Source organism: Paraburkholderia fungorum, from assembly GCF_046027215.1.
In the GTDB taxonomy this organism is placed as follows: domain Bacteria; phylum Pseudomonadota; class Gammaproteobacteria; order Burkholderiales; family Burkholderiaceae; genus Paraburkholderia; species Paraburkholderia fungorum_D.
In genome coordinates this window covers 17,365-39,493 of the sequence record NZ_JAQQEN010000001.1, presented here as the reverse complement: position 1 = coordinate 39,493, position 22,129 = coordinate 17,365, and the positions used below count along the sequence as shown (strand labels likewise).

The window sequence follows — 22,129 nt, the reverse complement described above, 5'->3', positions numbered from 1 at the left end:
CTGAAACGGCATCAATAAACAAAAAGCCGCCCGAAGGCGGCTTTCTATGCGAAGTGAATACTCACATGATCAGGCGGCGAGTTTGCCTTCCAGCGCGCTCTTGGTTTGCGCCAATGCCGGCGGCAACCCTTGCTGCAGCGTATCAAACAGCTCGGCGTGCAGCGTGAGTTCGTCACGCCAGGCCGCGTCGTCCACGGATATCACCTGCTGGAATTGCTCCCGGCTGAAATCAAGGCCAGTCCAGTCGATGTCTTCGTAGTGCGGAGACACGCCGAACGCATGCTCCTCACCTTGCGCCGAACCTTCGACGCGGCCGACCATCCAGCTCAATACCCGCATGTTCTCGCCGAACCCCGGCCAGACGAATTTGCCGTCCGCGCCCTTGCGGAACCAGTTGACGCAGAAGATCTTCGGCAGCTTCGCGTTCATCTGCTCGAGACGCTCGCCGGTTTTTAGCCAGTGGCCAAAGTAATCGCTCATGTTGTAGCCGCAGAACGGCAGCATCGCGAACGGGTCGCGGCGCACCACCCCCTGTTGGCCCGCAGCGGCCGCAGTGGTTTCCGAGCCCATGGTGGCCGCCATGTAGACGCCTTCGACCCAGTTGCGCGCTTCGGTGACGAGCGGCACGGTGGTCGAGCGGCGGCCGCCGAAGATGAACGCGTCGATCGCGACGCCTGCCGGATTCTCCCAGTCGGCGTCGATCGAGGGACATTGCGCGGCCGGCGCGGTGAAGCGCGCGTTCGGGTGGGCCGCCTTGCGCCCGCTTTCTTTGGCAATTGCCGGCGTCCAATCCTTGCGCTGCCAGTCGATCAAGTGTGCGGGCGGCTCGTCGGTCATGCCTTCCCACCAGACGTCGCCGTCGTCGGTGAGCGCGACGTTTGTGAAGATGACGTTTTCCTTCAACGTGGCCATCGCGTTGAAATTGGTTTTTTCGCTTGTGCCCGGCGCGACGCCAAAGTAGCCGGCTTCCGGATTGATCGCATACAGGCGGCCGTCCTTGCCCGGCTTGATCCACGCGATGTCGTCGCCGATGGTGGAAATTTTCCAGCCGTTCAGCCCTTCCGGTGGGATCAGCATCGCGAAGTTGGTCTTGCCGCAGGCCGATGGGAACGCCGCCGCCACGTGATGCTTGCGCCCTTCCGGCGAGGTCACGCCGAGAATCAGCATGTGTTCGGCAAGCCAGCCCTCGTCGCGGCCCATGGTCGACGCGATACGCAGCGCAAAACATTTCTTGCCCAGCAACGCATTGCCGCCGTAGCCCGAGCCGTAACTCCAGATTTCGCGCGACTCAGGAAAATGGACGATGTATTTGGTCTCGTTGCACGGCCAGGGCACATCTTTGGCACCGGCAGCAAGGGGCGCGCCGACCGAATGAACGCACGGCACGAACTCGCCGTTTTCGCCCAGCACGTCGTACACCTTGCGGCCCATGCGCGTCATGATGCGCATGTTGGTGACCACATACGGGCTGTCGCTCAGTTCGACGCCGATATGCGCGATCGGCGAACCGAGCGGGCCCATCGAGAACGGCACGACGTACATCGTGCGCCCGCGCATCGCGCCTTCGAACAGGCCGTCGAGCGTCGAGCGCATTTCCGCGGGGGCAATCCAGTTGTTGGTCGGCCCGGCGTCTTCACGCCGCTGCGCGCAGATGAAAGTGCGGTCTTCGACGCGTGCCACGTCGGACGGATCGGACCAGGCGAGATAGGAATTCGGCCGTTTGGCGGGATTGAGTTTTTTGAGGGTGCCGGCCTCGACCATCTGGGTGCATAGGCGGTCGTACTCCTCCTGCGAGCCGTCGCACCAGACGATCCGATCGGGTTTGGTCAACGCGGCGACGCGCTGGACCCAGTCGATCAGTTTTCGGTGTTTGACCCACTCGGGCGCTCCTGCGGACGCCTCGATGGTGGGCTGTCCTTCGAATGAGGGAAGATTCATCGACCTGTCTCCGTTTTGATAACAATAGAAAAACGGTACAAGCCCAAAGGGACACTGCATGCGAGAGGCGTTCAATTCATCGCGCCGGTGTTTTTACAACCCGACGCGCGATTGTGCAGGTCATCATGGGCTACGCAGCCCGTTGCGCGGAAGTGGCCGCCAGACGGCCTTGCCGACGGTTTGTCTGCAACCGTCTGTAAAGCGGCTTGCCTCAACACGCAACAAACTGTTAAAAACGATGTCAATCCGCCTTGCCGTGGCGCTACCGTTCTTCGCGGCAGCTTCTACGGTAAGGCATTCAGCCAGACCGGCATGTGACCTAGGTCACATGTTGGGACAGTCAGCATAACACTCCGTTCCGCACCGCTATGGTGCGCCGCAAGACACATACCATGAAGATTGCCATCCTCGACGATTACCAGGACGCCGTTCGCAAGCTCGACTGCTTTCAATTGCTGGCCGACCATGAGGTCAAGGTTTTCAACAACACCGTGCGCGGTCTGGGCCAACTCGCGAGCCGTCTTTCCGAAGTCGACGCTCTGGTCCTGATTCGCGAACGCACCCGCATCAGCTCGCAACTACTCGACAAATTGCCCCATTTACGCATGATCAGTCAGACGGGCAAGGTGTCGAGCCACATCGATCTGGCGGCCTGTACCGAGCGCGGCATCGCCGTGCTCGAAGGTAGCGGCTCACCGTTCGCGCCAGCCGAACTGACGTGGGCACTCATCATGGCCGCTCAACGGCGGATTCCGCAATACGTAGCAAACCTTAAGCAAGGAGCCTGGCAACAGTCCGGTTTGAAGACTTCGGCGCTGCCGCCGAACTTCGGTCTGGGCCAGGTATTGCGCGGCCAGACGCTGGGCATCTGGGGTTACGGCAAGATCGGCCGGCTGGTCGCCGGTTACGGCAAAGCGTTCGGCATGAACGTGCTGATCTGGGGCCGCGAGCACTCACGCGAAGCCGCGCGCGCAGATGGCTATGGCGTCGCCGAGAGCCGTGAGGCGCTGTTCGAACAGAGCGATGTGCTGTCGCTGCATTTGCGTATGCATGACGACACGCGCGGCATCGTCAAGCAGGAAGACCTGATGCGCATGAAGCCAACCGCGCTGCTCGTGAACACGAGCCGGGCCGAACTCCTCGACGAAAACGCGCTGGTGAATGCGCTGTCGCACAACCGTCCGGGGATGGTCGCGATCGACGTCTACGAAAGCGAGCCGATTCTCCAGGGTTATAGCCTGCTGCGCATGGAGAACGTGATCTGCACGCCGCACATCGGGTATGTGGAACGCGAGAGCTACGAACTGTATTTCACTGCGGCGTTCAACAACATTCTGGCTTTCGACGCCGGCGATACGGCTAGCGTGGCGAATCCTGAAGCGTTGCAGGGCGGCCGCCGGCGTTAATCGGGCGGGCGCTGGGGGTTGGGCGCCGGCCGTGAACGTGGCCGGCCGTGAGCGCGGCCGTCCGGCAACCGCGGCGCCGCTCAGCGCGCTTCGTGTGCGCCCGCTTCCAGCAGATCGGGCATGCGTTCGAGGAAGGTCTCGCCGTCGGCACGGCCAAGGTTGTACGCATGCACCATCTGCGACGGACTCGTATAGTCCCAGCTCGAAATCGGCACCTTGCGTGACGGCTGCACGTAGAGCCGCTGCTGCACGCCGTGCGGCACGACGAACATCTGCGGACGCGGATAGAGACGCGTGACCATCACCAGCACATTGCCGGGCGCTTCGGCGTCGAGCGCGCCGACCGGCACGTTATCCACCATTCCCCCGTCCAGCACCGGCCGGCCATTGCGCCGCAACACCGGCGTGAACGGCGGCGTACTGGACGATTGCAGGATCAGGTCCGCGAGATCCTCGACGGTCGCGCAATCCTGCGCGCGCACGAATTCTGGATGAAAGCCGAGCGTCTGACCAAGCGTTGGGTGCAGGGTCTTGCGCACGTATTTTTCGATGTTGTACGCGATCAGCCCTGCCGCGACGGCGCTGCGCGCGCCGAGCCAGCGCGGCAGATGCGACACACCGATGCGGATTTCAGGCGCATCGGCGAGTGTCGAGAATTTCTCGCGATAGATATCGAGCAGCGCTTGCCGGTAGATCCGGTAATGCGGAAAGACCGATTCGCCGCGCAGCAAATTGCCCCAATAGGCATTGCGGGTGTTGTGACGCAATGCGTCTTCGTAATAGCGCATCACCCAGTCGGAGTCGCGCGTGTAAAGCATGCAGGCGGTCGCGGCGCCGGCCGAAATGCCGGTAATGACGCGTGGCCGGATGTGCAGTTCCGGTTGCACAACGTCCCAGAATCCTGCCTGCCACCAGCAGCGATTGCCGCCGCCTGCGAATACGACCTGATCGAACATCCTGGCTTTTTCCTCTAATGCGGCTCTGACTGCTCCGATTCAGTCGAGCAGCGCGTATGTGGTGGTGGCATGAACGGCCATGTGGCCGGCTTCGTCGAATAATTCGACTTCGCCGAACACCAGATTGCGGCCCATGCGCAGCACGCGGGCGGTGATCAGGACATCGCCCTTGCGGACCGCGCGCATGAAACTGATATTGAGCGACACCGTGCTCATCGGCTTGAAGCCGCCGAGCGCAGCGGCGATCGCGACGATCATCGCCGTATCGGCGGCCGCCATGAAGACCTGCCCGCAGATCACGCCGCCCGAATGGCGTAGCCCGCCTGAAAACGGCAGGCGCAGCGTCGCGCTCTCTTCGTCGACCTTGACCGGCGTGAGCGTCAGGGTGCGCACCCACGGCGCGAGGATGCGGTCGAGCAACTCGAGAATCTCTTTGTCATCCATGTCTGCCCCCGGTCGAAAGCCGCGCGACGTTTCGGGCGGCAGGTGTCCGCGACATGATACCGGGACGGTGCGCGCCGCGCCGTTTTGGCGATAGCCGACAGGCCGTGGCGATATACGTGGCGGGCGTTGCAAATATTTTTAAGAAATCTGCGAAGGGGGCTTGGCAAGCTCAAAAAGTTTCTGCATAATCTCGTTTCTGTTTGGGGCGTTAGCTCAGTTGGTAGAGCAGCGGACTCTTAATCCGTAGGTCGAGTGTTCGAGTCACTCACGCCCCACCAAAGAATCAAACAAAAAGCCCAGTCCTCGTGACTGGGCTTTTTGCTTTCTTGGTTTCGTGCAGGCGCTGTGTAGGCAAATTCAATCAACACGTGTTGGCCTCAACACCGCGTTTCGCGGGATGGACACGACCTCGCAGAGCGGGCGGGCGCGCATACCGTCGCGATAAGGTCGAAGCGACCTCACCGGACAGACCTGCAGGAACAGCGACGGCCACTAATGGAAATGTGTGCCTTGCACGTCTGCAACCCTTGACGGGGCAGCCGATCGGTGGATCGCTTCACATTCCGCTGGTCCCTACGGCAAGTTCGTCCTGACACCGCGCGCGAGCGCGTCGCCGCTTTCCCGCGGGCCATGACGTGCGCGGTCGGGCGCGGCGCGTCATTCTTTGCTCAGCAAAAAGCTGCGCGCACGCACCTATCGTAAATAGCTCGGAATTTTTGCTTTGCACTCTTTCAGCGCCTGAGTGCTGCGTTCGATAACGCCGAACCGATATTTGCAATAGTCGGCAAAATGCGCCCGATCGATCGGTGCCAATTGATCAATTGGCACATCGTCTGCCTCGTTGGCAAATGGGTCGTAGAACCTCATTTGCAGCGTCGGATAACGCTTAACGAAGGTTGTGGTTTGCACCTCGTGATCAAGATACGAATTAACATAACCGATGTACGCGACCGCCATGGTAACAACGCCTGTACTGGCAATTGCCATCAGACATTTTTGTCCCGCGTTCATGGTGCGCTCAGCCCGGTAAAATTGCGAAGTTCTTTGACGAGCGCCAAACCGACGTTGCCCGGGCAAATCTTCCCCTCGCCAAGTTGACCAGGGAACTCACGGTGCGCACCAAGCGTATTGACATAGAAAAAATCCTGCAAAATAGCGATGAACGTTTTGAGCGAGTTCTTCTGCTTTTCGGGAATCTGGGGCCGCTGTTTGAACCCTATCGCATCGAGGATTGTACGGACCTTCGCGACGCCATCGCCCCCTTCCTCTGGGTCAGTTAGGTTCTCCAGCATCACGATACCTATACCAACGAGTCCAATCGGCTTGCACTCCGAAACCGCATACTCGCCCGCACCGTCGATAATGACGGCCTCACTGCCGTCCCCATAAGTCACAACGTCGCCAACGCGGGCGACTTGTCAAGCCAATCACCTTAAGACCGCTAGTGGCCGTAGTGACCCGTCCCCCGCGCTCCGTGAGCGAGCAGATGGTGGCAAAAAGATAGGTCGGCGCTTGCTTGTGCTGATCGTCGTTCATCCAGAATCCCTTTCCTGTTAAATGGGTGTGATCGCCCCGCTGCAAACTATCTCGAACAGAGAAGCGAACACAATTGGATGAATCCGAAATTTTTCTAAAGACGCTTAAATTTTTGGTCGGTGCTTTTGCACCCGCCAAAAGTGAAAAAGCCAACCCTCACGGGCTGGCTTCAGTGCTGTCTTTTTGATGGTTGAGTCACCCGTCATTCGGCGGCATCAGACTCCGGCGAATCCGGAGTCAGCGACGCCCCACCAAAGAATCAAATAAAGAGCCCGGTCCTCGTGACTGGGCTATTGTTTTGTTAGTCTAGGGAAAAACGTTATAGCAGGTCCGAATTCCGCGCCTGCAACAAGTCGAACAGTCACCTCGAATTGAATCCACTAAAGCGCTACTCGTGTCCAAATCAATATCCGGTCCCGCAGATTTGATGACTCCTCTGTCTGACGAGGAGCTTGACGAACTCGCCGAGTTCCTTGTATCCGACCAGGTGTCAGACGACTCGTTTATGATCGTCGGCCTCGACGGGTATCTCACCGCCATTGCAATCGGCCCGACCACGTTAGCGCTCAGTGACTGGCTACCCCGCGTGTGGGGCCCAAGCGAAGACCACGCACCGGAGTTCGAGTCTGACGCCCAGGCGCAGCGCATTCTCGAACTGATGCTGCGGCACTTGAACGACATCCTTTGGCGTTTTGAATTTGACGAGGATGGCTTCGAGCCTCTGTTCGACATCGTCGATTTTCCGGACGGCCCTGTGGGATTCGCCGAGAGCGATGAATGGGTGATGGGCTTCATGCACGGCATCGCGTTGTGCCGGCAAGATTGGCAGCCGCTCTTCGATAGCGAGCAAGGACAGGAATGGCTCAGGCCGCTACGCCTTCTGAATGACGACGATCTCACGGCCGAAGAACAAGCCATCTCAAGGATACCGGCCGAGCGCGACGTCCTCACAAAGCAGATCCCCGTCAGCATCGCCGAGATCCACCATTTCTGGCTTCCCTATCGTCAGGCCGCCCACGACCGCAAACTCGCCACCACGATCCAGCGCACCGAACCGAAAATCGGGCGCAACGATCCATGCCCATGCGGCAGTGGCAAGAAATTCAAGAAATGCTGCGGCGCTGCGGCGACGCTTCATTGACGCGCCAACGCGCCGCCGAAACCGAATTTCGCGGCGCCCATCGAGCGCCGGAACAGGCCGCGCGCGGCGAGTAACTGACTTCGCTAACTTACTCCGGTCGCTTACTTCGGCGTGACGTCAATATTCCCGAGATACTTCGCCGCCAGCGTCTTCACCGTGCCGTCTGCCTGAACCTTGGCAATCGCCGCGTTCAACTGATCACGCAACGCGGTATCGCCTTTGCGAATACCGTATGCGATGCCGCTGCCGAGAATCTTGTCATCGCGCACCGGTTGGCCCACGAACGCATAGTCCTTGCCGCTAGGCTTCGACAGAAAACCCGTCTGCCCGGCCGGCGCCAGCACGAGCGTCGCGTCCAGGCGGCCCGCCACGAGATCGGTATAAACCTGGTTCTGGTCCTGATACGGCACCACGGTGACGCCGGCCGCTTCCCAATGCGCCTTCGCGAAGGTTTCCTGAATCGACGCCTGCAGCACGCCCACGCGTTTGCCCTTCAGCGACTCGGTGGTCGGCAGCAGACCGCTGTCGCGCTTCGCAATCAGCTGCGTCGGCACGCGGTACACGACGGTCGTGAAATCGATCGCCTGACGACGTTGCTCGGTCGCGTTCATCGCCGAATTGATGGCGTCGAATTTGCGGCCCTGCAGCGCGGGAATCAAACCGTCGAACGAGGTTTCCACCCATTTGCACGTCATATGCGCAGCGACGCAGACGGCATTGCCGACATCGATATCGAGACCTTGCAGTTCACCGTTCGGCCCTTTCGATTCGAACGGCGGATATTGCGCTTCGAGTCCGAAACGCAGCGTCGAGGTATCGGCAGCGAGCGCGGCTGACGACGCGCCAATCGCCGCAAACGCGCAGGTCAGCGCCAGCAGAGGTTTGAGCAACTTCATATCGTGTCCCTTTCCCTTTGTTTTGTTGTAACGGCAGCCGCCTGACGATCATACTGCGGCCAAAATGCCGCTGTCTCGCGCAGCCGGTGGATCAGATTTCGCACAAACGCCGCGCGCCTTCGATCAGCGTAGCGTCGTCCTTCGAGAAGCTCAGGCGGATCAGACCGGAATCCGTGCCGTCGGTATAAAACGCCGACAGCGGAATCGTCGCGACGCGCGCATCGCGAATCAGACGCAGCACGAAATCGCTGTCACTCTCCTCGGAGAAGCCGCGAAAACGCGCGAGCATGAAGAAGCTGCCTTCGCTCGGCAACAACTCGAAACGCGAATCGCGCAACGCATGGGCGAGCAGATCACGCTTCTTCTGATAGAACGCGGACAAGCCGAGATAGCTGTCGCGATTCGCGAGTGCGTCGACGAACGCGTACTGCATCGGCGTATCGGCAGAAAACACCATGAACTGATGGACCTTGCGAATCTCGTCCATCAATGCGGCAGGCGCGAGGCAATAGCCGACCCGCCAGCCGGTCACGTGATACGACTTGCCGAACGACGACACGATCACGCTGCGTTCCGCGAGTTCGGCGTCGCACGCCATGCTCTGATGTTTGGCGCCGTCGAACACCACGTGTTCGTAGACTTCGTCGGAGAGGATCACGATATCGGTGTTGCGCGTCACCGCCTTGAGACGGGCGATGTCGTCCTCACTGAACACGGTCGCTGTCGGGTTGTGCGGCGTGTTGATGATGATCATGCGCGTCTTCGACGTGATCGCAGCCGCGACCTCGTCCCAGTTCACACGAAAATCGGTCAGCGAGAGTTTGATCGGAATCGGCGTCGCGCCTTGCAGGCGCACGATCGGGCCATAGCTATCGAACGACGGCTCGAAGTAGATCACCTCGTCGCCGGGATGCACCAACGCGCTGATCGTGGAGTACAGGCCTTCGCTGGCGCTGGCGATCACGGTGACTTCGCTTGCCGGGTCATAGCGCACGCCATACAGCGTCTCGACCTTGTCCGCGAGCGCTTCACGCAGGGGGGCGATGCCGGCCATCGGTGCGTACTGGTTATGACCGGCGCGCATGGCTTGAGCGACGCCGTCGACCAGCTTCGCATCCGGCGCGAAGTTCGGTGCGCCCTGCGACAGGTTCAGCGCGTCGTGTTGCGCGGCCAGTTGACCGATCACGGTAAAAATCGTCGTGCCTACGTCAGGCAGTTTCGAGCGGGCTTGCATGGCGCTCTGCATAAGACTTCTCCCTTTCTCCATCCGGCAGCGGATCCGTGGACGCCGTTTGCGCGGCGATCCCATCCGGTTTGGTGAATTAGGCATCAGCCAAAGAACCGTCACAATCGAAACTTTGTCATGCGCGGCATGCGTTTACGTCATGGCGGGCGCAACGCCGGTCTGGCGGGCTCTAAAGCAATGGAATCGGGGGGTTAGCGGCCGAAATGGGGTCACGCGGGGCGCGCGAAAAACCGCAGAGGTATGACGTAATGTGATGCGCCGGCACGGCTGCGACCGGGCGGTCGCAGCCATTGCAAACGGCGTTACTCGTCCATCAGGCGGACTTTGACTTTCTTGCCCTTCACCTTGCCGGCGCTGAGCTTGCGCAGTGCGTCTCGCGCGACACTGCGCTCCACAGCCACATAAGTCGACATTTCCGTCACGTTGATCTTGCCGATCTGCGAGCCGGCGAAACCGGCCTCGCCGGTCAGCGCGCCGAGAACGTCGCCGGGACGGATCTTTTCCTTGCGGCCGCCGAGAATCTGCAGCGTTTCCATGGGCGGCAGCAGCCGCTCGTTGCTCGCCGGCTTGAGGTCGGCCAGCTTGTGCCACTCGACCTCGCGCTTTTGCGCCTGTTCAAGACTGCCCACGCGGCCCATCTCGTTCATGCTCGCGAGACTGAGCGCCCAGCCTTCCTGATCGGCGCGGCCCGTGCGGCCGATGCGGTGCACGTGCACTTCCGGGTCCGGCGTCACGTCGACGTTGATCACGGCTTCGAGCTCCGCGATGTCGAGACCGCGCGAAGCGACGTCGGTAGCGACCAGCACTGAGCAGCTGCGGTTCGCGAACTGGATCAGGACCTGATCGCGTTCACGCTGATCGAGTTCGCCATGCAGCGCGAGCGCATGAAAACCCTGCGCGCGCAGCACGTCGAGCAGATCGCGGCATTGCTGCTTGGTGTTGCAGAACGCCAGCGTGCTGACCGGACGGAAATGGTTCAGCAGCAGACCGACCGCATGCAGACGCTGGTCTTCGGTCACTTCATAGAAGCGCTGGCGAATCTTGGTGTTGTCGTGCCGCTCGGCGAGCTTCACTTCCTTCGGATTGCGCAGGAATTGCTGGCTCAGCTTGACGATGCCTTCCGGGTACGTCGCGGAAAACAGCAGCGTTTGCCGCTCTTTCGGGCATTGCTTCACCACGGTGGCGATATCGTCGAAGAAACCCATGTCGAGCATGCGATCGGCTTCGTCGAGCACCAGCGTGTTGAGCGACTGCAGCGGCAGGCTGCCGCGCTCGAGGTGATCCATGATCCGCCCCGGCGTGCCGACCACGATGTGCGCGCCGTGTTCGAGGCTGGCCGTTTGCGGACGCATCGGCGTGCCGCCGCACAGCGTCAGCACCTTGATGTTTTCTTCCGCACGCGCGAGGCGGCGGATTTCCTGCGTGACCTGATCGGCGAGTTCGCGCGTCGGGCATAGCACCATCGCCTGCACGGCGAAGTTGCGCACGTCGAGACGATTCAGCAGCGCGAGGGAAAAAGCCGCGGTCTTGCCGCTGCCGGTTTTCGCCTGCGCGATCAGATCGTGGCCGGCCAGCGCGATCGGCAGGCTCGCGGCTTGAATCGGCGTCATCTCGACATAGCCGAGCTGCGTCAGATTGGCGAGCGTCGCGGCGGGTAGCGGTAGCTGGCTAAACGGCGCGCCGGCTGGTGTGGGACTGTTCATAGAGGTGAGGGCTCGCTATCGGCTGAAGAGGCTGAACTAAGGATCTAAGGACTATTCGGCCATGGGGCCGGTGGCGGGTCGACCTTCGATCTGCTCGTACAGCACCGAGCCGTCTTCCCCATCGAAACGCTCGACGTAATTGCGCGCGCCACACATCGGGCAGCGGAACAGGAGGCCTTGCCCCTCGTTCTTGATGACGACGTCCGACATTTCCCACTGCTCGCCGCAGGGCTGGTTTCTACAGGTAAACACGTTGATTCTCCAACTGGATTCGATAATTTATTGGCTGGGCCGGACGAACCGCCCGGCCATGCATGCGGCTTTTTGCGCAGCGACGACGGATGAAGCGCCTTAACCCAGATGCGTGTGCCGCGCACGGGTTGCGCTCACTTCCATTTCGGTGAGGCCCTGGACGATGCCGCAGTTCTCAACCGCCTGCTCGCCGTGACATTGCTCACGCAGCATGGTCAGTTGCACTTTCAGTTGCTTCAGTTCGTCGATGCGCGTGTCGACGTGCGTAATGTGCTCGTCGATCAGGGCATTGATGCCGCCGCAGCCGTCCGCGGGTGCGTCTGTTAGACGCAGCAACGCACGGATTTCGTCGTGAGTCATGTCGAGCGCGCGGCAATTCCGGATGAAGCGCAGCCGTTCGACGTGCTTCACGGTGTAGCTGCGGTAATTGGCCTCAGTGCGCTCCGCTTCGGGCAACAGGCCCTCTTTTTCGTAGAAACGGATGGTTTCGGTCGTGCAATGGGCGATTTTCGCCAGTTCGCCGATTTTCATGGACCCTCCGGCTGACGGCCTTGACCTTGTAGTGGCTTCAAGGTGTTTACTAGACCACAAATCGAACCAGGAAGCCACCATGCCTCACGCCAGCCACGCCGAAGCCGACCGCCCCGAACAGGCCAAAGCCTGTGCCCACGAGCCTGATGGGCCTGATGGGCCTGACGGGCATGCTCATGAGCATGAGCATGAGCACGAGCACAGCCCCGGCAAAACCTGCGGTCACGACCACGCGGCGCCCGATCATGGCCACGATCACGTCCACCGTGACGGCGAATCCTGCGGTCACGACCGCGAGCATGCCCACGACCACGCCGACGCAGCCTGCTGCGGAACCACGGCTGCCATTGCCATGCCGGTCCGCCTCCCGCCATCCGAAGCCGTCGGCAGCGACATACGCACTGCCATCCGCATCATGCAGATGGACTGCCCGACCGAAGAAGCGCTGATCCGCAAGAAGTTCAGCCGCATGCCGTATGTGCGCAGCATCGAGTTCAACCTGATGCAACGGGTCCTGACGGTCGTGCACGCGCCCGACGCGCTCGACTCGATCCTCGCCGCGCTGCGCTCACTCGACTTCACGCCTGAGTTGGCCAATCCCGACGCGGACGCCGCTCCAACAGCCGCGCCGCCCAAGCCATGGTGGCCGCTGGCGCTCGCGGGTATCGCCGCGGCGGCCTCAGAGGCCGTCAGCTGGCTCGGCGCGCCGGCCTGGCTGGCGGCGGGTCTCGCGGTCCTCGCCATCGCCTCCTGCGGGCTGACAACGTACAAGAAGGGCTGGCTCGCGATCCGTAACGGCAACCTCAACATCAACGCGCTGATGAGCATTGCCGTCACCGGCGCGCTGATCCTGCGCCAGTGGCCGGAAGCGGCGATGGTGATGGTCCTCTTCACGATCGCCGAACTGATCGAAGCGAAGTCGCTCGACCGCGCTCGCAACGCGATCCAGGGCCTCATGCAACTCACGCCGGAGCAGGCAAGCGTGCAACAGGCCGATGGCAGCTGGCAGACGATGGATCTCAAAGCCATCGGACTCGGCGCGGTGATTCGCGTGAAACCGGGTGAGCGGATCGCGCTCGATGGCGAAATTGTCGCGGGCCGCTCCAGCGTGGATCAGGCGCCGATCACCGGCGAAAGTCTGCCGATCGATAAGACCGTGGGCGACGCCGTGTTCGCCGGCACGATCAACCAGGCCGGCTCGCTCGACTATCGCGTCACGGCCGCGGCCAGCAACACCACACTCGCGCGCATCATTCACGCCGTCGAAGAAGCGCAAGGCACCAAGGCGCCAACCCAGCGTTTCGTCGACCAGTTCGCTCGCGTCTATACGCCGATCGTGTTCGTGATCGCGCTGGCCGTCGCGGTGCTGCCGCCGTTGCTGTTCGGCGGCCTGTGGCAGGAATGGGTCTACAAGGCGCTGGTGATGCTGGTGATCGCCTGTCCGTGCGCCCTCGTGATCTCGACGCCGGTGACGATCGTCAGCGGTCTCGCCGCGGCGGCCCGCCACGGCATCCTGGTCAAAGGCGGCGCCTACCTCGAACAGGGCCGCAAACTGAGCTGGCTCGCGCTCGACAAGACCGGCACGATCACCCACGGCAAACCGGTGCAAACCGAGTTCGAGGTGCTGGCCGATGCCGACGTCGATGTCGCCCGTTGCCGGACGCTCGCGGCGAGTCTCGCGGGCCGCTCGGATCATCCGGTGTCGATGGCCATTGCGGCGGCCGCGAAAACCGACGGCACGACGAGCATTACCGTGGACGCCTTCGAAGCACTGGCGGGACGCGGCGTGCGCGGCGACATCGAGGGCCTGCCGTATTGGCTCGGCAATCATCGGCTGGTTGAAGAACTCGGGCGCTGTTCGGAATCGCTCGAAGCACGTCTTGACGCGCTCGAACGGCAGGGCAAAACCGTCGTCATGCTGGTGGACGCCGAACGCGTGCTCGCGCTGTTCGCTGTCGCTGATACGGTGAAGGACACTAGCCGCGCCGCCATTGCCGATCTGCAGCGCCTCGGCGTGCGCACCGCCATGCTCACCGGCGACAACCCGCATACCGCTGCGGCGATCGCGCAGCAAGTCGGCGTCGACGAAGCGCGCGGCAACCAGTTGCCCGAAGACAAGCTGAACGCCGTGGCGGGTTGGTCGAAGGACGGCGCGTTGGTCGGCATGGTCGGCGACGGTATCAACGACGCCCCTGCCCTGGCGCGTGCCGACATCGGCTTTGCGATGGGCGCGATGGGCACCGACACCGCGATCGAAACCGCCGACGTCGCCTTGATGGACGACGATCTGCGCAAGATTCCGCTGTTCATCCGCCTGTCGAAAGCGACGCATTCGGTGCTGGTGCAGAACATCACACTGGCGCTCGGCATCAAGTCCGTTTTCCTTGTGTTGACGGTAATCGGCTTGGGCACGATGTGGATGGCCGTGTTCGCCGATGTCGGCGCGAGTTTGCTGGTGGTGGCAAACGGCTTGCGGCTACTGCGCAAGTGAATGCGCGGCGGTGATCCGCGAGTGATGGTCAATGAAGGTCAACGAAAGTCAAGAAATCTTGCTGGCGAACTGACGGAAGGAGGTCGAGATGGGATTCTGGGGAAGGATGTTGAGCGGGCATGGCGGCGGACACCACGGCGGTGGACATGGCGGTGGATACAGCGGCTGGGGCCGCGGCGGCCACGACGGTTCACGCAATGACGGCAACGGTAATGGCAGCCCTCCTGCTCCCACGACGCCTGTCGCGCGCGCCGTCGGCCTGGACTGTCCGGCGTGCCGCGCCTTCAATGCAACGAACGCGAGATTCTGTCAACAATGTGGGACATCGCTACTGCCGGCTGCATGCAGTGGCTGTCAGGCAGCACTGCCGCCGGGCGCGAAATTTTGTCAGCAGTGCGGAGCAGCGACGTAACTGTTAGCGGACTTCAACGTATCCGACGGCCGTACGCCGAAAAGCTTCCGATAATCGGTGGCGAACTGGCTCAGATGCCAGAAGCCCCACGCGGCGGCCACATCCTGCACCGAGCGCGACTCACGCGACGCAGCGCACAGATCGCGTCGCGCGCCATTCAAACGGATGGTGCGCAGATACGTGGCAGGCGCCATGCCGAGCACATCCTGAAAGCAGTACTGCAGCGTGCGACGGCTCACGTGTAGCCGTTCGCACAACTCCGGCACATTGATCGCGCGCTCACGATTGGCCAGCACATATTCGCGCGCTTCCGAAACAATCGACTGACGACGTGGACGCGCGGGCATCGCCGCATGCCCGGCGGCCGGCAACGCGCCCACGTTGAATAGCGACGCCAGCACCGTCGCCTGCAAATTGTTGCGCGCGAATGAGGACAGCGGCGCGGCGCTCGCGGCGCCGTCATCGAGAAGCTGGCGCAGCGATGCGCACAAGCGCGCCTTTCGCTCCGTGCCGATCGCTACGACTTCGGTATGCGGAAGATGCTCGGCCAGCCCGACACGCTCCACGTCAGCCGCGTAACGGCGCAACACTTCGCCCTTCACCACCACGCCGAAAATCTCGTAGCCCGCTGAAGTCAGCAACTCAAACTCGATCCCACCCGGACGAAACGCGAGCGCGTCGCCCGCGATCATTTGCGCGTCGATGCGACCGGAGCCGTCGGGACATGTCGGAATGCCGAACCAGTAGGCGTCCTTCTGCACTTCGCAGGTTTGCCGCAACGTGTGGCTGGTTGTTTCGACGAACACCTGCATATGGTCGAGACACAACTCCGTGAGACCGCCGACAAAGTGGCCGGCGGATAACTGGTCGTAGGTCTGGTTCCAGCCGTGAAGATTGCGGGCCTGCTCATCAGCGTCGTGCGCCACACGTGTCTGCACGCAGAAGCTCGGCTGCGGCGCATGCTCCGTTGGATCCGTCACGCTGTTGCCTGGGAATTCAATCGTCATAGCGGATTCGCGAAAACAGAATATCGAGCGAGGACAAAGGCAATTCCCATGCCGATGGCATTCGTCACGCGCCCTGATTACCACCACGAACGCGCTGTTCAATTCCTGAACAATGCGCTGCGCAATGGTCAGAAACGGGACGGTCACTTCGCTGCGGATTGAACAGTACAACGTGCGGCACCTTGCGGCAGTGCTTTCTGCGCGTGCACGGTTCACCAGCGCGGTGCATTGGCACACTTCTGGCTCTAGCCTCTCGCGGCCAAGCGAAATATCGCGCCGAATATAACCCATTCAATCATGTGAGGAGCACACAGATGAATCACGCAGAGATGCAATTTCTGACCACCGAATTCCCGTACAAAAAGCAGTATGCGAATTTTATCGGCGGCGAATGGGTCAAGCCGGTAGGCGGCGAGTACTTCGACAACGTGTCGCCCATCACCGGCGAGCCGTTCACGTCGATCCCGCGTTCACGCGAAGCGGATATCGAACTCGCACTCGACGCCGCGCATCGCGCGAAAGCTGCATGGGGCAAAACCTCGACGGCGGAGCGCGCGAACATCCTCAACCGCATCGCCGACCGGATGGAAGCGAATCTGCAACGCATCGCCGTTGCGGAAACGATCGACAACGGCAAGCCACTGCGCGAGTGCATGGCCGCCGACATTCCGCTCGCCATCGATCACTTCCGCTATTTCGCCGGCGCCGTGCGGGCTCAGGAAGGTGGCATCTCCGAGATCGATCACGACACCGTCGCCTATCACTTTCATGAACCGCTCGGCGTGGTCGGCCAGATCATTCCGTGGAACTTCCCGATTCTGATGGCCGTGTGGAAGCTCGCGCCCGCGCTCGCCGCCGGCAATTGCGTCGTGCTGAAACCGGCCGAACAAACACCCGCGTCGATTCTCGTGCTACTCGAATTGATCCAGGATTTGCTGCCGGCTGGCGTGCTGAACGTAGTGAACGGTTTCGGCCTCGAAGCCGGCAAGCCGCTCGCGTCGAGCAAGCGCATCGCGAAGATCGCCTTCACGGGTGAAACGACGACTGGCCGTCTGATCATGCAGTACGCAAGCCAGAACATCATTCCGGTGACGCTCGAACTCGGCGGCAAGAGCCCGAACATCTTCTTCGCCGACGTGATGAGCCAGGACGACAGTTACTTCGACAAGGCGCTCGAAGGCTTCACGATGTTCGCGCTGAATCAGGGCGAAGTCTGCACGTGCCCGTCGCGCGTGCTGATCGAGGAATCGATTTACGACCGCTTCATGGAACGCGCGCTAAAACGCGTCAAGGCGATCACGCAAGGCCACCCGCTCGACGCCAAGACGATGATCGGTGCGCAGGCTTCGCAGGAACAGCTCGAAAAGATTCTTTCGTACGTCGATCTCGGCAAGCAGGAAGGCGCCGAATGTCTGATTGGCGGTGAGCGTAATCAACTCGAAGGCGAGTTGAGCAAAGGCTACTACGTGAAGCCGACCGTCTTCCGCGGCCACAACAAGATGCGCATCTTCCAGGAAGAAATCTTCGGACCGGTGGTGTCGGTTACGACCTTCAAGAACGAAGCGGAAGCGCTCGACATCGCCAACGACACGCTCTACGGTCTGGGCGCCGGCGTATGGACGCGCGACGGCACGCGTGCTTATCGCTTCGGCCGCGAAATTCAGGCGGGTCGTGTGTGGACCAATTGCTATCACGCCTATCCGGCGCACGCGGCATTTGGTGGCTACAAGCAATCGGGTATCGGCCGCGAGAATCACAAGATGATGCTCGACCACTATCAGCAGACCAAGAACCTGCTCGTCAGCTATAGCGACAAGCCGCTCGGTTTCTTCTAAACGTAGCGATCCTGTTCGAGCGGGCCGCCTTGTGCGGCTCGCTCTTTTCAGCGTTTAAGCGAGGGCATGTGATGGCTGATGCAAAAGAAGTGGCCCGCGTGATTGCCACGCCCGCTGCGGTCGAGTTGATCGAGAAGCTGCGCGCCGAGCACGGAGCGGTACTGTTCCATCAATCCGGTGGATGTTGCGACGGCAGCGCGCCGATGATGTTTCCTCAGGCCGAATTTATGGTCGGCTCATCGGATGTGAAACTCGGCGTGATTTCCAACGTGCCGTTCTACATGAGCGAATCGCAGTTCGAGTATTGGCAACACACGCAACTGATCATCGATGCGGTGCCGGGTAACGGCGGCATGTTTTCTCTGGAGCGCCCCAGCGGGTTGCGTTTTCTGACACGCTCACGGCTCTTCGAGGACGACGAAAACGCGTGGCTCGAAACGCATCCGGTGGAACGAGTCGATGCGTAATTTTTCAGGGTGCGCCTGAATCTGCTGAACCGTCGCCTACGGCGGGTGTCGCGGGCGCGCTCGCCAACAATGTGTCGCTATCGTCTTTCAATCCGACACCGGTGAGACCCAAACGCCTTGCATGCGTCAGCAGGTAATGCAGTTTGTGCGCAGCGGCTTCGTAGTTCAAACCTTCAGGCCGCACGTTTGAAATGCAGTTGCGTTGCGCGTCGCTACAGCCTACTTTCGGCGCATAAGTGAGATAAATGCCGAGGCTATCGGGCGAACTCAAACCTGGCCGCTCGCCGATCAGCATCACAACCAGCTTCGCACCGAGCAACTCGCCGATCTCATCCCCCAACGCGACGCGCGCCTGACGCGCGACAACCACCGGGCCGATCTTCCAATCGGCCAGGCGTGGCACGACGGCTTGCAGAAGCGGAATCGATTGCTTCGATGCCGCGAATGCCGAAAGCCCGTCGGCAATCACGAACACCACCTCGGGCGATTCGATTACGCGCTTACCCAGCGCTTCACGGCTGTCGTCGCTTAAACGCCTGCCCAGATCGGGGCGGCGCAAGTAATGTTCGCGATCGGGCGCGGCGCTATGAACATCGAGCGTGCTGAAATTTTGCGCGCGCAGTTGCTCGTGCAACACGTCGGCATCGAGTGGATGATGGACGGCGTCGCGCGCTTGCGCATGCGACAGGTTGAACGCGAGCAGCGGCGCAGTCGGCAAACTGTTGCCGGCGCGGCCCAACGCGATGCGCGCGTTGGTGAACTGGCGCAGCGCATTCCACGGATTCTTTTCGAGGAAGTCGCTCATGCGATGCCCATCCAGTCGCGCGCACCTTCCAGCAGCGGCTGTTGTGTCGACGCGCTGAGCAATGCACCGCGCGCGTCAGTGATCTGCATCGACTCCAGCCACTCTTCGAATTCCGGTGCGCGGCGCAGACCCAGCACATCGCGTACGTACAACGCATCGTGAAACGAGGTGCTCTGATAGTTGAGCATCACATCGTCCGCGCCTGGAATGCCCATGATGAAGTTGATGCCCGCTACACCCAGTAAGGTCAGCAGATTGTCCATGTCGTCCTGATCGGCTTCCGCGTGATTCGTGTAGCAAATGTCGCAACCCATCGGTACGCCGAGCAGCTTGCCGCAGAAGTGATCTTCGAGACCTGCGCGGGTGATCTGTTTGCCGTCGTACAGATATTCTGGTCCGATAAAACCGACCACCGTGTTAACCAGAAACGGATTGAACTTGCGCGCGACTGCGTACGCGCGCACTTCGCACGTTTGCTGATCGACGCCGAAATGCGCATCCGCCGACAACGCACTGCCTTGGCCCGTTTCGAAATACATCAGGTTATTGCCGACGGTGCCGCGTTTCAGCGACAAACCCGCTTCATACGCTTCCTGCAACAGCGCGAGCGAAATCCCGAAACCCGCGTTCGCTTTCTCCGTCCCGGCAATCGATTGAAACACCAGATCGACCGGCGCGCCTTTTTCAATTGCTGCGATCGTGTTGGTGACGTGGGTCAGCACGCACGATTGCGTGGGCACCTGATAGCGCTGACGGAAGTCGTCGATCATCAGCAACAGCTTGGTGATCGCAGCGAGATTGTCGCTGGCGGGGTTGATGCCGATCATCGCGTCGCCGCAACCGTACATCAGGCCGTCGAGCATCGAGGCGGCGATGCCTTTGACGTCGTCGGTCGGATGATTCGGTTGCAGACGCACCGACATATGGCCCGGCAAACCGACCGTATTCCGAAACCGCGTAATCACCGGACGTTTGCGCGCCGCCGCGATCAGATCCTGGTTGCGCATCAGCTTCGACACCGCCGCGACCATTTCCGGCGTGAGGCCCGCGGTGATGCGCGTGAGCGCGTCGGCGTCGGTCGTGCTGCTCAGCAGCCAGTTGCGGAAATCGCCAACGGTGAGGTGCGCGATCTCGGCGAACGCCTGTGGCGAATGTTCGTCGATTACGAGGCGCGTGACCTCGTCGCTTTCGTATGGAATCAACGCTTCGTTGAGAAACGTGCGCAGCGGCACCTGGGCGAGCGCCATCTTGGCCGCGACCCGTTCTTCCTCGCTCGCCGCCGCGACACCCGCGAGCTGATCGCCCGATCGCAGCGGACTGGCCTTCGCCATCAGCGTTTTCAGGTCGGCGAAGCGATAGGTGCGGCTGCCAATTGTCTCGGTGTAGCTCATCTTTACGACTCCATCGCCGCTGCTTGCGCAGCGGCTCGATCCGTCATTCTTCGAGCAGGGCGTCCGCTGGCGCCGCTTCGCGTTGGTGGCGCGTCAACAGGAAGTAGACGTAGCCGAGCGCGAGGAAGATGGCGAACACAACGGCCACCAGGAAATTGAAGTAGACCATGGTTGCCAGACAAATCGCCGCGGCCACCAGCGCGAACGCCGGAAAGAATGGAAACAGCGGCGCGCGGAACGGGCGCTCCATGTTCGGGTCCGAGCGGCGCAGCTTGAACAGCGACAACATGCTGATGATATACATCACGATAGCGCCAAATACGGACATCGTCACGATGTTCGCGGTGAGCGTCTGGCCGCCGAACTGGATCAGTTCGTCGCTGTAGATCGCGGCGATGCCGACCACACCGCCCGCAATAATCGCGCGATGCGGCGTCTTGAAGCGCGGATGCACCTTGGAAAGCCACTCCGGCAGGTAACCGGCGCGGGCCAGCGCAAAGATCTGCCGCGAGTAGCCGAGGATGATGCCGTGAAACGACGCGACGAGCCCAAACAGGCCGAGCCACACCAGCATATGCATCCAGCCGCTATGTTCGCCGACGATGAACTTCATCGCTTGCGGCAGCGGATCGTTGATGTTCGAGAGCTTGGTCCAGTCGCCCGCCGCGCCGGCGAACACCATCACACCGATGGCGAGCACCACCAGCGTGAGAATGCCGGCGACGTAGGCGATCGGAATCGAACGCTTCGGGTTCTTCGCTTCTTCGGCGGCCATTGCAACGCCTTCGATCGCGAGGAAGAACCAGATTGCGAACGGAATCGCAGCGAACATGCCGTGAAACGAGCCCATGCTGAACGTGTCCGCGCCCGACCAGCCGCCTTTCGTGAAGTTCGACCACTGGAAGCCCGGCGAGACGACGCCCATGAACACCAGCAATTCGAAGATCGCGAGCAGCGTCACGCACAACTCGAAGGCCGCGGCGATCTGCACGCCGACAATGTTCAATGCCATGAAGACCAGATACGCGCCCATCGCCGCGTGTTTGGGTTCGAGACCCGGAAACTGCACGTGCAGATAAGCGCCGATCGCGAGCGCAATCGCCGGTGGCGCGAAGACGAATTCGACCAGCGTCGCCGCGCCCGCCAGATAACCGCCGGTCGGGCCGAATGCGTGGCGCGCGTAGGCGAACGGGCCGCCCGCGTGTGGAATCGACGTGGTGAGTTCGGTGAAACTAAAAATGAAGGTGGTGTACATCGCCGCGATAAAAACCGCCGTGATGACGAAGCCCAGTGTGCCGGCGCTCGCCCAGCCGTAGCTCCAGCCGAAATATTCGCCGGAAATGACGAGACCCACGGCGATTCCCCACAATTGCCACGTGCCGAGCGTCTGCTTCAACTCGTGATGCGTGACCTGACCGACGTGCTGACTTTTCGACTCTGATTTCATCGGGCGCTCCTAAGGTGGCCGCTTGCTTTGCGCCGCAAGGGTTTGCGGTGCATGGGCGGACAGGCTTCAGCCGATGGTAGTAAGCCAATAATCGAGGTGTTATCGAAATTCGGCAAAGTTCTGGGGTGGCGGTGTCAGCAGGCGCTTAACTCCATCGACGTGCGGCTAGGTGAAGTTCGCAGGATTTGGTAAAGGGGGACGTGGTACTTTTATTCGTATCCATCC

Annotated in this window: 20 protein-coding genes and 1 tRNA gene; 7 read left to right on the top strand and 14 right to left on the bottom strand. The window is 61.2% G+C overall.

Translation table 11 applies throughout. The features are described from left to right. Positions 1–69: 69 nt before the first annotated feature. A complete protein-coding gene (locus tag PQR27_RS00175; protein WP_408521726.1) occupies positions 70–1,938 on the bottom strand; it encodes a phosphoenolpyruvate carboxykinase (GTP) in 1,869 nt (622 codons plus the stop codon). Between the two features lie 392 nt (positions 1,939–2,330). Here PQR27_RS00175 and PQR27_RS00170 point away from each other — a divergent pair, with 392 nt between their 5' ends. Then, positions 2,331–3,344 (top strand): D-2-hydroxyacid dehydrogenase family protein, encoded by a 1,014-nt coding sequence (locus PQR27_RS00170; RefSeq protein WP_408521725.1) that lies wholly within the window; start codon positions 2,331–2,333, stop codon positions 3,342–3,344. Between the two features lie 80 nt (positions 3,345–3,424). On the opposite strand, the gene PQR27_RS00165 is transcribed toward PQR27_RS00170, so the two are convergent. Together PQR27_RS00165 and PQR27_RS00160 are read right to left on the bottom strand one after the other, a co-directional pair. Continuing rightward, a complete protein-coding gene (locus tag PQR27_RS00165; RefSeq protein ID WP_408521724.1) occupies positions 3,425–4,300 on the bottom strand; it encodes a patatin-like phospholipase family protein in 876 nt (291 codons plus the stop codon). A gap of 39 nt (positions 4,301–4,339) precedes the next feature. Then, complete coding sequence (locus PQR27_RS00160; RefSeq protein ID WP_408521723.1) at positions 4,340–4,744, bottom strand: PaaI family thioesterase; 405 nt, start codon at positions 4,742–4,744, stop codon at positions 4,340–4,342. 202 nt (positions 4,745–4,946) lie between these two features. Between PQR27_RS00160 and PQR27_RS00155 the strand changes: the two genes are divergently transcribed. After that, positions 4,947–5,022, top strand: a tRNA-Lys gene (locus PQR27_RS00155). Positions 5,023–5,437: 415 nt separating this feature from the next. Here PQR27_RS00155 and PQR27_RS00150 read toward each other — a convergent pair. Both PQR27_RS00150 and PQR27_RS00145 read right to left on the bottom strand, forming a co-directional pair. Beyond that, the gene (locus tag PQR27_RS00150; protein ID WP_408521722.1) at positions 5,438–5,755 is read right to left on the bottom strand and encodes a hypothetical protein; all 318 of its coding nucleotides are present in this window, start codon (positions 5,753–5,755) and stop codon (positions 5,438–5,440) included. Then, entirely contained in the window at positions 5,752–6,138 is a 387-nt protein-coding gene (locus PQR27_RS00145; protein ID WP_408521721.1) for a hypothetical protein, read from the bottom strand. Before PQR27_RS00145 ends, PQR27_RS00150 begins: the two co-directional genes overlap by 4 nt. Before the next feature lie 569 nt (positions 6,139–6,707). Here PQR27_RS00145 and PQR27_RS00140 point away from each other — a divergent pair. After that, positions 6,708–7,421, top strand: coding sequence for a UPF0149 family protein (locus PQR27_RS00140; protein ID WP_408521720.1), 714 nt, complete (start codon positions 6,708–6,710; stop codon positions 7,419–7,421). A gap of 101 nt (positions 7,422–7,522) precedes the next feature. Here the strand turns inward: PQR27_RS00140 and PQR27_RS00135 are convergent, their stop codons facing one another. The 5 genes from PQR27_RS00135 to cadR all read right to left on the bottom strand — a co-directional run bounded on the left by PQR27_RS00135 (position 7,523) and on the right by cadR (position 12,049). After that, entirely contained in the window at positions 7,523–8,317 is a 795-nt protein-coding gene (locus tag PQR27_RS00135; protein WP_408521719.1) for an ABC transporter substrate-binding protein, read from the bottom strand. A gap of 91 nt (positions 8,318–8,408) precedes the next feature. Beyond that, positions 8,409–9,563, bottom strand: a complete 1,155-nt coding sequence (locus PQR27_RS00130; protein WP_408521718.1) for a pyridoxal phosphate-dependent aminotransferase — start codon at positions 9,561–9,563, stop codon at positions 8,409–8,411. Positions 9,564–9,865: 302 nt separating this feature from the next. Next, positions 9,866–11,266 carry an ATP-dependent RNA helicase DbpA gene (gene dbpA, locus PQR27_RS00125; protein WP_408521717.1) on the bottom strand — a complete coding sequence of 467 codons (1,401 nt, stop codon included), beginning with the start codon at positions 11,264–11,266 and terminating at the stop codon, positions 9,866–9,868. A 51-nt stretch (positions 11,267–11,317) separates the two neighbouring features. Beyond that, positions 11,318–11,518, bottom strand: a complete 201-nt coding sequence (locus tag PQR27_RS00120; protein WP_028197690.1) for a hypothetical protein — start codon at positions 11,516–11,518, stop codon at positions 11,318–11,320. 99 nt (positions 11,519–11,617) lie between these two features. Continuing rightward, a complete protein-coding gene (gene cadR / locus PQR27_RS00115; protein ID WP_408521716.1) occupies positions 11,618–12,049 on the bottom strand; it encodes a Cd(II)/Pb(II)-responsive transcriptional regulator in 432 nt (143 codons plus the stop codon). 79 nt (positions 12,050–12,128) lie between these two features. Between cadR and PQR27_RS00110 the strand changes: the two genes are divergently transcribed. Next, positions 12,129–14,540: a heavy metal translocating P-type ATPase gene (locus PQR27_RS00110; RefSeq protein WP_408521715.1), complete on the top strand. Its 2,412-nt coding sequence runs from the start codon at positions 12,129–12,131 to the stop codon at positions 14,538–14,540. An 88-nt stretch (positions 14,541–14,628) separates the two neighbouring features. Then, positions 14,629–14,952, top strand: a complete 324-nt coding sequence (locus PQR27_RS00105; RefSeq protein WP_408521714.1) for a double zinc ribbon domain-containing protein — start codon at positions 14,629–14,631, stop codon at positions 14,950–14,952. Here the strand turns inward: PQR27_RS00105 and PQR27_RS00100 are convergent. Next, complete coding sequence (locus tag PQR27_RS00100) at positions 14,928–15,959, bottom strand: helix-turn-helix domain-containing protein (RefSeq protein WP_408521713.1); 1,032 nt, start codon at positions 15,957–15,959, stop codon at positions 14,928–14,930. The genes PQR27_RS00105 and PQR27_RS00100 overlap by 25 nt on opposite strands. Positions 15,960–16,273: 314 nt before the next feature. On the opposite strand from PQR27_RS00100, the gene adh reads away from it, so the two are divergent. Both adh and PQR27_RS00090 read left to right on the top strand, forming a co-directional pair. Continuing rightward, complete coding sequence (adh, locus tag PQR27_RS00095) at positions 16,274–17,794, top strand: aldehyde dehydrogenase (RefSeq protein ID WP_408521712.1); 1,521 nt, start codon at positions 16,274–16,276, stop codon at positions 17,792–17,794. Between the two features lie 71 nt (positions 17,795–17,865). Further along, a complete protein-coding gene (locus PQR27_RS00090; protein WP_408521711.1) occupies positions 17,866–18,261 on the top strand; it encodes a DUF779 domain-containing protein in 396 nt (131 codons plus the stop codon). A 4-nt stretch (positions 18,262–18,265) separates the two neighbouring features. On the opposite strand, the gene eutC is transcribed toward PQR27_RS00090, so the two are convergent. The 3 genes from eutC to eat are packed head-to-tail and all read right to left on the bottom strand — an operon-like array spanning position 18,266 to position 21,904. Beyond that, positions 18,266–19,066, bottom strand: a complete 801-nt coding sequence (eutC, locus tag PQR27_RS00085) for an ethanolamine ammonia-lyase subunit EutC (RefSeq protein WP_408521710.1) — start codon at positions 19,064–19,066, stop codon at positions 18,266–18,268. Next, on the bottom strand, positions 19,063–20,457 hold the full coding sequence (locus tag PQR27_RS00080; protein ID WP_408521709.1) for an ethanolamine ammonia-lyase subunit EutB: 1,395 nt from the start codon (positions 20,455–20,457) through the stop codon (positions 19,063–19,065). The genes eutC and PQR27_RS00080 overlap by 4 nt, the downstream gene beginning before the upstream one ends. A 43-nt stretch (positions 20,458–20,500) precedes the next feature. Continuing rightward, positions 20,501–21,904 (bottom strand): ethanolamine permease, encoded by a 1,404-nt coding sequence (eat, locus tag PQR27_RS00075; protein ID WP_408521708.1) that lies wholly within the window; start codon positions 21,902–21,904, stop codon positions 20,501–20,503. Between the last annotated feature and the right edge of the window lie 225 nt (positions 21,905–22,129).

Excerpts from the sequence above, each read along its gene's own strand:
- PQR27_RS00140 (WP_408521720.1), top strand. The coding sequence starts at position 6,708 with ATGACTCCTCTGTCTGACGAGGAGCTTGACGAACTCGCCGAGTTCCTT.
- eutC (WP_408521710.1), bottom strand. The coding sequence starts at position 19,066 with ATGAGCGACTTCCTCGAAAAGAATCCGTGGAATGCGCTGCGCCAGTTC.
- PQR27_RS00160 (WP_408521723.1), bottom strand. The coding sequence starts at position 4,744 with ATGGATGACAAAGAGATTCTCGAGTTGCTCGACCGCATCCTCGCGCCG.
- PQR27_RS00080 (WP_408521709.1), bottom strand. The coding sequence starts at position 20,457 with ATGAGCTACACCGAGACAATTGGCAGCCGCACCTATCGCTTCGCCGAC.
- cadR (WP_408521716.1), bottom strand. The coding sequence starts at position 12,049 with ATGAAAATCGGCGAACTGGCGAAAATCGCCCATTGCACGACCGAAACC.
- PQR27_RS00135 (WP_408521719.1), bottom strand. The coding sequence starts at position 8,317 with ATGAAGTTGCTCAAACCTCTGCTGGCGCTGACCTGCGCGTTTGCGGCG.
- PQR27_RS00110 (WP_408521715.1), top strand. The coding sequence starts at position 12,129 with ATGCCTCACGCCAGCCACGCCGAAGCCGACCGCCCCGAACAGGCCAAA.
- PQR27_RS00100 (WP_408521713.1), bottom strand. The coding sequence starts at position 15,959 with ATGACGATTGAATTCCCAGGCAACAGCGTGACGGATCCAACGGAGCAT.
- adh (WP_408521712.1), top strand. The coding sequence starts at position 16,274 with ATGAATCACGCAGAGATGCAATTTCTGACCACCGAATTCCCGTACAAA.
- eat (WP_408521708.1), bottom strand. The coding sequence starts at position 21,904 with ATGAAATCAGAGTCGAAAAGTCAGCACGTCGGTCAGGTCACGCATCAC.
- PQR27_RS00170 (WP_408521725.1), top strand. The coding sequence starts at position 2,331 with ATGAAGATTGCCATCCTCGACGATTACCAGGACGCCGTTCGCAAGCTC.
- PQR27_RS00165 (WP_408521724.1), bottom strand. The coding sequence starts at position 4,300 with ATGTTCGATCAGGTCGTATTCGCAGGCGGCGGCAATCGCTGCTGGTGG.
- PQR27_RS00175 (WP_408521726.1), bottom strand. The coding sequence starts at position 1,938 with ATGAATCTTCCCTCATTCGAAGGACAGCCCACCATCGAGGCGTCCGCA.
- PQR27_RS00130 (WP_408521718.1), bottom strand. The coding sequence starts at position 9,563 with ATGCAGAGCGCCATGCAAGCCCGCTCGAAACTGCCTGACGTAGGCACG.
- PQR27_RS00105 (WP_408521714.1), top strand. The coding sequence starts at position 14,629 with ATGGGATTCTGGGGAAGGATGTTGAGCGGGCATGGCGGCGGACACCAC.
- dbpA (WP_408521717.1), bottom strand. The coding sequence starts at position 11,266 with ATGAACAGTCCCACACCAGCCGGCGCGCCGTTTAGCCAGCTACCGCTA.
- PQR27_RS00090 (WP_408521711.1), top strand. The coding sequence starts at position 17,866 with ATGGCTGATGCAAAAGAAGTGGCCCGCGTGATTGCCACGCCCGCTGCG.
- PQR27_RS00150 (WP_408521722.1), bottom strand. The coding sequence starts at position 5,755 with ATGAACGCGGGACAAAAATGTCTGATGGCAATTGCCAGTACAGGCGTT.